The following is a 9,770-nucleotide window of genomic DNA, read 5'->3' as shown; positions in this document are numbered from 1 at the left end:
CCGTCAGGCCATGCAGCCAGGACCGCTCAGCATCGGTCAACTCGATGGGTATTGCAGACGGACCCGGATGCCCCATACACATCAGGATAAGTATTTATCCGACGAATTTCAGGCGTATGGCACTAGGGAGTGTCAGACACGACCTAGTAGTTGCGGCGGACGTGGATGGACCAGCCGCCCTGGGGGAGTTCGTGGCTGGCCACGTGCTCGTGTGACTTCAGCCGGCACCAGGCCGGTACGTCGGTGAAGGCGGCGGGGTCGTCGGCCAGCACGGCCACCACGGCGCCCATGGGCACCTGGTTGATCCGTTCGGCGAGCATGATGATCGGGATCGGGCACTTGCGGCCCAGCGCGTCGACCGTCAGCGCGGGGACCTCCGCGGGCCGGGGCGGTGCCTCCGGCTCCTCTGCCCGGGTGTCCCGGCCGTCCGGCCGTCTGCGCCACATCACCGCACCCCCAAGCTCGACCGGATCCGCCGCACTATCCCCGGCAGCACCGCGAGGAACCGATCGACGTCGTCCTCGGACACGCCACGGGGCAGCGATACCCGGACATTCCCATGTGTAAGCACGCCCATCGCTTCGAGGACGTGCGATGGACGAAGCGTACTAGCCGTGCAGGAACTTCCTGACGAGACGGCGAAACCGGCCTTGTCGAGCTCGGTCAGCAGCGCCTCGCCCTCGACGTACAGGCAGGAGAAGGTCACGATGTGCGGCAGGCGCAGGTCCGGGTCGCCGACGACCTCGACGTCGGGCACCAGCCGGGGCACCTCGGCGCGGATCCGGCCGGTCAGGGCCGCCAGCCGCCGCCCCTCGGCCTCCGACTCCGCCGACCTCGCGCGCAGCGCCGCCGCGGCGGCCACGATCGCGGGGACGTTCTCGAACCCCGGCACGCGCCGCCGTTCCCGTTCGTCCTCGGGCAGCGGCGAACGCCAGCGGACGCCCTTGCGGACCGCCAGCACGCCCACCCCCGCCGGGCCGCCCCACTTGTGGGCGCTCGCGGTCAGCACCGACCAGCCTCCGGGGACCGGCAGGCGGCCCGCCGACTGGGCGGCGTCGACCAGCAGCGGCACACCGGCCTCCCGGCACGCTTCCGCCGCGTCCTCGACCGGCTGGAGGGTCCCGACCTCGTGGTTGGCCGTCTGCAGGCACGCGAGGGCGGTTCCGGGGCGCGCGACGGCCTCGGCGAACGCCTCCGCGTCCACCCGGCCCGTACGGCCGACGCCCACGATCTCCACCTCGCCGCCGTCGCGCTCGTGGACCTCACCGGCGTGCAGGACGCTGGAGTGCTCGACCGCGCTCGCCACCAGGCGGCGCCCGGCCCGGCGGCGGCCGGCCAGTGTGCCGAGGACCCCGAGGTGGACGGCCTGCGTCCCGGAGGAGGTGAACGACACCTCGTCGGCGCGGGCGCCGATCAGTTCGGCTACCTCTGCCCGCGCGCGCTCCAGTAACATCTGGGCGCGGCGCGCCGTGCCGTACAGGCGGGCGGGATCGGCCCATCCGGCGTCGATCGCCGCCAGCAGGGCGTCACGGGCCGCGGGATGGAGAGGTTCGGTCGACGCCGCGTCGAGGTAGGCCACAGTTAGGACATTAACGGGGGCTGCTCAGAGGGGCGGCGCCGGTCCGCGCTAATGTGTCCCCCAGCGTGAACTCAACCAAGTAAAGGGCAGACCGGCGGAAACACCACAGCCGGTCGCACCTTTGGGTCAAATTGGAAAACCCGCCCAAGGGAGGAACTCTTGGGCTTCATCTGTGGGGTAGGCGATCCGTGAGTCCGACCCGCCGTACGACACGGCGACCGTGGGCACGCCGCCGGTTGCCCGGAGCCGCCGCCCTGGCGCTGCTGGTGGCGTCCGGGACGGCGTGTAGCAGCCAGGCGATCGATCAGTGGTCTCGTGGGGGCATGCCGGAAGGCGCCACCAAGCAGGCCGGCATCGTCCAGACGCTCTGGAACGGGAGCTGGATCGCGGCTCTCGCCACCGGCGTGGTCGTCTGGGGCCTGATCCTGTGGGCGTGCGTGTTCCACCGCAAGAAGAAGAACAGCCCCGACGAGCTGCCTCCGCAGGTGCGTTACAACCTGCCGATCGAGATCCTCTACACGGTGGTCCCGGTCATCATGGTGGCGGTCTTCTTCTACTTCACGGCCCGTGACGAGACCGAGATCACGCGGATCACCAAGGCCGCCCCGGTCAAGGTGGCCGTCGAGGGCTACCAGTGGAGCTGGCGCTTCACGACCGACTACCAGGGCCAGAAGGCCGTGGTCGCGGGCGTGCCGGTGGACCTGAGCAAGCAGAGCGTCGAGAACCCCCAGGGTCCGCAGCTCGTGCTGCCGGTCAACACCCAGGTGCAGTTCGACCTGCACTCGCCCGACGTCATCCACTCGTTCTGGGTGCCGGCGTTCCTGTTCAAGCAGGACGTCTTCCCCGGCAACGTGGAGAACCACTTCCAGATCACGACGCTCGACAAGCCGGGCGTCTTCGTCGGCCGATGCGCCGAGCTCTGCGGCACCGACCACAGCAAGATGCTGTTCTCCGTGAAGCTCGTTCCCCAGGCCGAGTTCGACCAGTACATCAAGAGCCAGGCGGGGAGTGCGCAGTGACCGCCATCCAGGAACCGGCCGGCGTCGCCGCGCGGCCGAACACCAAGGGCACGGTCATCGCCAAGTGGCTGTCCTCGACCGACCACAAGGTGATCGGGCACCTCTACCTGATCACGTCGTTCGTGTTCTTCCTCATCGGCGGCGTCATGGCGCTGGTGATGCGGGCCGAGCTCGCCCAGCCCGGGCTGCAGTTCGTGTCGTCGGAGCAGTTCAACCAGCTCTTCACGATGCACGGCACGATCATGCTGCTGATGTTCGCGACGCCGCTGTTCGCGGGCTTCGCCAACGAGCTGATGCCGCTGCAGATCGGCGCCCCCGACGTGGCGTTCCCGCGGCTCAACATGGTGAGCTACTGGCTCTACCTCTTCGGCAGCACCATCGCCGTCCTCGGCTTCTTCACCCCGGGCGGGTCCGCCTCCTTCGGCTGGACGGCGTACGCGCCGCTGTCGAACGCGGTGACCTCGCCGGGCCTCGGCAGCGACCTGTGGGTGATGGGCCTGGCGATGTCCGGCCTCGGCACGATCCTCGGCGCGGTGAACTTCATCACCACGATCCTCACCATGCGGGCCCCCGGCATGACGATGTTCCGGATGCCGATCTTCACCTGGAACATCCTGCTGACCAGCATCCTGGTGCTACTGGCCTTCCCGGTGCTGGCGGCGGCGCTGCTCGCCCTGGAGGCCGACCGCAAGCTCGGCGCGCACATCTTCGACTCGCCCACCGGCGGGGCGATGCTGTGGCAGCACCTGTTCTGGTTCTTCGGCCACCCCGAGGTCTACATCATCGCGCTGCCGTTCTTCGGCATCATCACGGAGATCCTTCCGGTCTTCAGCCGTAAGCCGATCTTCGGGTACATCGGCCTGGTCGGCGCGACCATCGCCATCGCGGGCCTGTCGGTCACGGTGTGGGCGCACCACATGTTCGTCACCGGCCAGGTGCTGCTGCCGTTCTTCTCGTTCATGACGTTCCTCATCGCCGTGCCGACCGGGGTGAAGTTCTTCAACTGGATCGGCACGATGTGGCGGGGACACCTGTCGTTCGAGTCGCCGATGCTGTTCGCCGTCGGCTTCCTGGTGACCTTCCTGTTCGGCGGCCTGACCGGCGTCATCCTGGCCTCGCCGCCGCTCGACTTCCACATCAGCGACACCTACTTCGTCGTCGCCCACTTCCACTACGTGGTCTTCGGCACCGTGGTGTTCGCGATGTTCGCGGGCTTCTACTTCTGGTGGCCCAAGTTCACCGGCAAGATGCTCAACGACAAGCTCGGCAAGGTCCACTTCTGGATGCTGTTCTTCGGCTTCCACCTGACCTTCCTGGTGCAGCACTGGCTGGGCGTCATCGGCTTCCCGCGGCGGTACGCCGACTACTCGCCGGTCGACGGCTTCACCGACCTGAACATGATCTCCTCGGCCGGTGCGCTCCTGCTGGGCGCGTCCACGCTGCCGTTCTTCTACAACGTGTGGCGGACCTGGCGCTTCGCGCCCAAGGTCACCGTGGACGACCCCTGGGGCTTCGGCGGCTCGCTCGAATGGGCGACCTCCTGCCCGCCGCCGCGGCACAACTTCCTGTCGCTGCCGCGGATCAGGTCCGAGCGCCCGGCGTTCGACCTCAAGTACCCGCACATCACGGCCAAGCCCGAGCTCGTGGAGGAGTCCCGATGAAGATCCAGGGCTGGATGTTCCTGCTCTGCGGCGTCTTCTTCGCCGCGGCCGACGTGGTCTACTGGTTCTGGTCCAAGGAGCCGACCGGTACGACCGCCATGGCGATCTCCGTCGGCCTGGCCCTGATGATCGGCTACTACCTGCTGTTCACCGCGCGGCGCATCGGCGACCAGCCGGAGGACAACAAGGAGGCCGAGATCAGCGACGGCGCGGGCGAGATCGGCTTCTACAGCCCGCACAGCTGGTGGCCGCTGTTCGTCTGCCTGTCGGCCGCGCTCACGTTCTTCGGCTTCGCCGTCGGAATGTGGCTCTTCTTCGTCGGCGTGTTCTGCACGCTCATGAGCATGATCGGATTCGTCTTCCAGTACTACCGGGGCAACTTCTCGCACTGAGCCCCTGACCCGGCGGCGGCCGGTCGGCGATCTCGCCGGCTGGCCGTTCGCGTTCCTCCCGGCAACGGCTTTCGCCGGCCTTCGGTGCCGTCGTTCTTTGCCGACCTTCGGTACGGTGCCTGCCCGCTCGGGACGCGGCCCGGGAATAACTCCCGGAAAGCGACCTGAGGGAGACGGACGTGCGTGCTCGTGCGGGGGCGCTGGCCCTTCTCGTGGTGGTGGCCGGGTGTTCCCTCTCTGAGAGAGGGGGCGAGGAGCGCCGGTCGGGAACGCCGATCAGCGTCACCCCGCTGGACGGCTCCGGCGAGCTGCCGCCGGAACTGCCCATCCTCGTCGGCGCGGCGGGCGGCACCCTCACCCACGTGGCCGTACAGGCCGCTGGGCGGCCCGTGGAGGGCGTGTTCAGTGCCGACAGGTCCCAGTGGCGCAGCGCCCGTCCCATGACCCCTGGCACGTCCTACAGCGTCGAGGCGACGGCCACCGGACCGGACGGCCCGGGGAGCAGGACCGTGCGCTTCTCCACCAAGCCGGCGGCCAAGACGTTCGCCGTCACCACCCTGGTGCCGAACAAGGAGGACACCGGCCTCACGGTCGGCGTCGGAATGCCGATCATCCTGACCTTCGACAAGCCCGTCACCGACCGCGTGTCGGTGGAGCGCAACCTCTTCGTGCAGGCGTCCAAGCCCGTCGACGGCGCGTGGCACTGGCTGGACGCCAAGAACGTCGTCTTCCGCCCCCGGCACTACTGGCCGCCGTACACGAAGGTCCGGGTGACCGCCCGCCTCGCCGGGATCAGGGGCGGCGACGGCATGTACGGCAAGCAGGACTACACCCGCGACTTCAAGATCGGCCGGTCGCAGATCAGCGTGGCCGACACGCAGACGCACCATATGAAGATCGAGCTGGACGGCAGGCAGATCAAGGACATGCCGATCAGCGCGGGCAGCGGCGACGTCTTCCGCCACCACACCACGAGCGGCATCCACGTGGCGATGTCCAGGGAGGACGTCACGGTCATGACCTCCCCGGACGCGGGTCCCGGCCAGGCCGGTTACTACGAGACGACCGTGTACAACAGCGTCCGGATCTCCAACACCGGCGAGTACGTCCACGGCGCTCCCTGGTCCGTCGGCGACCAGGGCAACTCCAACGTCAGCCACGGCTGCGTGAACGTCAGCCCGGAGAACGCCAAGTGGTTCAAGAACAACACCCTGGTCGGCGACCCCATCGTCGTGACCGGGACTCCGCGCAGGCTGGACGCGGACAACGGGTGGAGCTACTGGCAGGACGACTGGCCGGCGTGGCTCAAGCGCAGCCGCCTGCGCGCCGCCCTCTCCGACCCGCTCTGAGCGAAGCGGGAAACCCCGAGCGAGCCGGAGGGGCGCGCCGCCGGTCTGGACTGAGGAGTGCGCGGGAGCGAAGCGACCAAGCGCGACGAGGGCTGCGTTCCCGGCGCGCCTCCGGCACGAGGCGGCGGATCTGAGCGCCCCGATGAGCGAAGCGGGAAACACAGCGGCCCGGCGGGGGAGTGGTTCCCCCTGCCGGGCCGCTGTGTGCCGGTCAGTCTGCGCCGGTCAGGTTGTGCGTCAGTGGAGTTCCTTGCGCTCGCCGGCGCCGACGGCGGCGGGCTCCTCCTCGTGGTGGCCGTCGTGGTGGCCGTCGGTCAGCGGGACGTGGTCGGTGCCGTACGCCTCGCTCATCCTGGTCCGGAGCCGGCCGATCGCGCTGCGGGCGCCCTTGGGCGGGATGCCGTCGCCGTCCGCCGAGCCCGTCAGGACCGGGATCTCCTTCTTGCCGCGGATGTGCTCGGCGATGTCCTCCGCCGGTGGCGTGTGGACCTCGATGTACTGGCCGTTCGGCATCCGCTTGATGACCCCGGACTCGACGCCGTGCGACAGCACCTCGGCGTCCTTGCGCTGGAGGCCGATGCAGGTCCGGTAGGTGATCCAGTACGCGATCGCCGGGCCGATGAAGACGGCGAACCGTCCGAACCAGGTGGTCGTGTACAGGTCGATGTGGAAGTTCGCCGAGATCTCGTCGTTGGCGCCGAGCAGCCACAGGATGCCGTAGAACGTGATGGCCGAGATGCCGATCGAGGTGCGGTGCGGGTTGTTGCGCGGCCGGTCGCACACGTGGTGCTCGCGCCGGTCGCCCGTGACCCACTGTTCCAGGAACGGATACAGCGCCAGGCCCGTCATGATGATGCCCATCGGCACCAGGGCCGGGATCAGCACGCTGAACGTCACGGTGTGGTCGAGGAAGTTGATCTCCCACGCCGGCATGAGACGGAGCGCGCCCTCCAGGAAGCCCATGTACCAGTCGGGCTGGGAGCCGGCCGAGATGTTCGCCGGGTTGTACGGCCCGAACAGCCAGATCGGGTTGATCTGGGCGAACGTGCCGAGGAGGGCGATGACCCCGAACGTGAACAGGAAGAACGCGCCCGACTTGGCCATGAAGGCCGGGTAGAACGGCGCGCCCACCACGTTCTTCTCGGTCCGCGCCTTGCCCGGCATCTGCGTGTGCTTCTGCACCCACATCAGGATCATGTGGGCCGAGATCAGCGCGAGCAGGATGCCCGGGATCAGCAGGATGTGGATCGTGTAGAACCGCGGGATGACGTCGTGGCCCGGGTACTCCCCGCCGAACAGGAAGAACGAGATGTAGGTGCCGACGATCGGGATCGACTGCGCGACGCCCTGGGTGATCCGCAGACCCGCGCCGGAGAGCAGGTCGTCGGGGAGGGAGTAGCCGGTGAGGCCCTCCAGCAGCGCCAGCGTGAGCAGGCCGACGCCGATGAGCCAGTTGAGCTCACGCGGCTTGCGGTAGGCGCCGGTGAAGAAGATGCGCAGCGCGTGCGCCGTCATGCCGGCGACGAACAGCAGCGCCGCCCAGTGGTGCATCTGCCGGACCAGCAGGCCGCCGCGGATGTCGAAGCTGATGTGCAGGGACGAGGCGTACGCCTCCGACATGCGGACGTCGTACAGCGGGGCGTAGTTCCCCAGGTAGTTGACCTCGCCCATGCTCGGCTTGAACCAGAACGTCAGGAACGTGCCGGTCAGCAGCAGGATGACGAACGAGTAGAGCGCGATCTCCCCCAGAAGGAACGACCAGTGGTCGGGGAAGACCTTGCGCAGGTTGCGCTTGAGGAAGTTCCCCGCGCCCAGCCGGTCGTCGAGGAACGTCGACGGGCCCGTGATGGCCTTCGGAGGAGCGTTCATCACGCCTTCTCTCTTACTTCAGCTTCGGCGTCGCCGCGCTCCCAGAAGCTGGGGCCGACGGGGACCTTGAAGTCGGACTTCGCGACGAGGTACCCCTCCTCGTCGATGCCGAGGGGCAGCTGCGGCAGCGGCCGGGCCGCGGGACCGAAGATGACCTTCGCACCGTCGGCCGCGTCGAAGGTCGACTGGTGGCACGGGCAGAGGATGTGGTGCGTCGTCTGCTCGTACAGCGCGGCGGGGCAGCCCACGTGGGTGCAGATCTTGGAGTAGGCGACGATGCCGTCGACGGTCCAGTTCTTGTTCGTGCCGGACTTGATCTCCTCCGGGCGGAACTTGAGCAGGATCAGCGTCGCCTTGGCCAGCGCGTTCAGGTCCTCCTCGTAGCCCTCGGGGACCACGGAGAGGATGCCGCCCGGCGAGTTGAAGTCGGCGGCGCGGATCGGCTGGCCGGTGCCCTCGACGACGAGCCGGCGCGGCTTGCCGTTCTTCATGGCCTCTCCCCAGACGGTGTGCCGCAGCGAGGTCCCCGGCAGCGGGCCGAGGTCCTTCAGCAGCACCAGCGGGGCGAGGCCGAGCGGCGCCGCGGCCAGCAGCAGCGTGCGGCGCAGCAGCCGGTGCTTGACGAAGCCGCTCTCGTCCGCGCCCTGGAGGAAGGTCTCCTTGACGTACTCGCGCGTGTCCGAGTCGGAGGCCATCAGGTGGCGCTCCTGGACCAGGTTGTACTTCGGCATGATCTGCCGCACCCAGACCGTGACGCCCGCGCCCAGCGAGAGCAGGGCCAGCGCCAGGGTGCCGCCGAGCGCGTAGTTCGACGTGGCCGTCTTGTCGATCGTGCCGACCTGGAAGATCACGTACGCGGCGATGAAGGCCGCGCCGGCCAGGAAGGTGATCAGGAAGAGGAACGCGACCATGCGCTCCGCCTTGCGGACCTTGACCGGGTCCTGCGGGATCACGCCTTCGACGCCCGCAGGCTCGTGGATCGGGTCGTGCTCCTCGATGGGCGCGTCGGGGGGCGGCGTGCCGATGACGCGCGTCGGCACCCGGCCGCTCTCGGGATACTCGTTCTGCTCTGTCATGCCTGCGCCCGTCGCTTCTTCGCGGTGATCCAGATGGAGGCCAGGATCAGGAGGCTGAGACCCACGACCCACGCCACGAGGCCCTCGGTGACGGGGCCGATGCGGCCCAGGCCCGACCCGCCCGGGTCGACCTGCGACCTGACGTGGGTGATGTAGGCGATCATGTCACGCTTCTGCTCCGGCGTGATCGTGGAGTCGTTGAACACCGGCATCGCCTGCGGGCCGGTGACCATCGCCTCGTAGATCTGCGTCGGCGTCGCCGGGTTCAGCGGCGGCGCGTACTTGCCGTAGGTGAGCGCGCCGCCCGCGCCGACGAAGTTGTGGCACTGGATGCAGTTGGCCCGGAACAGCTCACCGCCCTTGGCGGGGTCGCCCAGCGCGGGGTTCACCTGCTCCTCGGTCGGCCGCGTCGGGCCGCCGCCCAGGGACTGGACGTACGCCGAGAGCTGGTCGATCGCCTGGTCGGTGGCCCAGTCGGGCCTGGGCTTGCGCGGGGCCTGGGGGCCCGCGTCGGCGGCCGGCATGCGGCCGCTGCTCACCTGGAAGTCCACGGCGGCCGCGCCGACGCCGATGAGCGTCGGGGCCTTGTTGGTGCCCTCGGCGTTCAGGCCGTGACAGCTCGCGCAGTGCGCGACGAAGAGGCTCTTGCCCTCCGCCGCGTCGTCGGCCTTGCCGGACGCGATCGCGGCGTCGGCGGTGCTGCCGTTCGGCGCGGCGAGCGCGTACCCGCCGCCGAGCAGGCCCAGCGCGAGTGCCACGACGGCGACTCGCGCGAGGGGATGGCGCCGTCGGGCGGTGATGGAGTTCACCGAAATCCCCGTTCCG

General features: G+C 68.9%; 9 protein-coding genes. 4 read left to right on the top strand and 5 right to left on the bottom strand.

Translation table 11 applies throughout. The annotated features are described in order from the left end of the window. Positions 1-143: 143 nt before the first annotated feature. Positions 144-446 carry a sulfurtransferase TusA family protein gene (locus tag HHX33_RS19190; protein ID WP_117409177.1) on the bottom strand — a complete coding sequence of 101 codons (303 nt, stop codon included), beginning with the start codon at positions 444-446 and terminating at the stop codon, positions 144-146. Next, positions 446-1,579 (bottom strand): cysteine desulfurase family protein, encoded by a 1,134-nt coding sequence (locus HHX33_RS19185; protein WP_182875792.1) that lies wholly within the window; start codon positions 1,577-1,579, stop codon positions 446-448. Before HHX33_RS19185 ends, HHX33_RS19190 begins: the two co-directional genes overlap by 1 nt. A gap of 323 nt (positions 1,580-1,902) precedes the next feature. Here HHX33_RS19185 and coxB point away from each other — a divergent pair, with 323 nt between their 5' ends. The 4 genes from coxB to HHX33_RS19165 all read left to right on the top strand — a co-directional run bounded on the left by coxB (position 1,903) and on the right by HHX33_RS19165 (position 6,000). Then, positions 1,903-2,598 carry a cytochrome c oxidase subunit II gene (gene coxB / locus HHX33_RS19180; protein ID WP_244302412.1) on the top strand — a complete coding sequence of 232 codons (696 nt, stop codon included), beginning with the start codon at positions 1,903-1,905 and terminating at the stop codon, positions 2,596-2,598. Then, the gene (ctaD, locus tag HHX33_RS19175; protein ID WP_310740632.1) at positions 2,595-4,259 is read left to right on the top strand and encodes a cytochrome c oxidase subunit I; all 1,665 of its coding nucleotides are present in this window, start codon (positions 2,595-2,597) and stop codon (positions 4,257-4,259) included. The genes coxB and ctaD overlap by 4 nt, the downstream gene beginning before the upstream one ends. Continuing rightward, positions 4,256-4,651 (top strand): cytochrome c oxidase subunit 4, encoded by a 396-nt coding sequence (locus tag HHX33_RS19170; protein WP_182875790.1) that lies wholly within the window; start codon positions 4,256-4,258, stop codon positions 4,649-4,651. The genes ctaD and HHX33_RS19170 overlap by 4 nt, the downstream gene beginning before the upstream one ends. Before the next feature lie 179 nt (positions 4,652-4,830). Then, positions 4,831-6,000 carry a L,D-transpeptidase gene (locus HHX33_RS19165; protein ID WP_182875789.1) on the top strand — a complete coding sequence of 390 codons (1,170 nt, stop codon included), beginning with the start codon at positions 4,831-4,833 and terminating at the stop codon, positions 5,998-6,000. 237 nt (positions 6,001-6,237) lie between these two features. On the opposite strand, the gene HHX33_RS19160 is transcribed toward HHX33_RS19165, so the two are convergent. Genes HHX33_RS19160 through HHX33_RS19150 form a run of 3 tightly spaced genes read right to left on the bottom strand, consistent with a single transcriptional unit; the run spans position 6,238 to position 9,754 of the window. Continuing rightward, positions 6,238-7,869: a cytochrome b gene (locus HHX33_RS19160; protein WP_182875788.1), complete on the bottom strand. Its 1,632-nt coding sequence runs from the start codon at positions 7,867-7,869 to the stop codon at positions 6,238-6,240. Next, positions 7,869-8,945 (bottom strand): ubiquinol-cytochrome c reductase iron-sulfur subunit, encoded by a 1,077-nt coding sequence (locus tag HHX33_RS19155; protein ID WP_182875787.1) that lies wholly within the window; start codon positions 8,943-8,945, stop codon positions 7,869-7,871. Before HHX33_RS19155 ends, HHX33_RS19160 begins: the two co-directional genes overlap by 1 nt. Next, complete coding sequence (locus HHX33_RS19150) at positions 8,942-9,754, bottom strand: c-type cytochrome (protein WP_117409185.1); 813 nt, start codon at positions 9,752-9,754, stop codon at positions 8,942-8,944. The genes HHX33_RS19155 and HHX33_RS19150 overlap by 4 nt, the downstream gene beginning before the upstream one ends. Positions 9,755-9,770: the final 16 nt, after the last annotated feature.

The organism is Microbispora sp. H10670 (assembly GCF_014161385.1).
In the GTDB taxonomy this organism is placed as follows: Bacteria; Actinomycetota; Actinomycetes; order Streptosporangiales; family Streptosporangiaceae; genus Microbispora; species Microbispora triticiradicis.
Note: the sequence above shows the minus strand (reverse complement) of the source record. Positions and strands in the feature narration are given on the sequence as shown.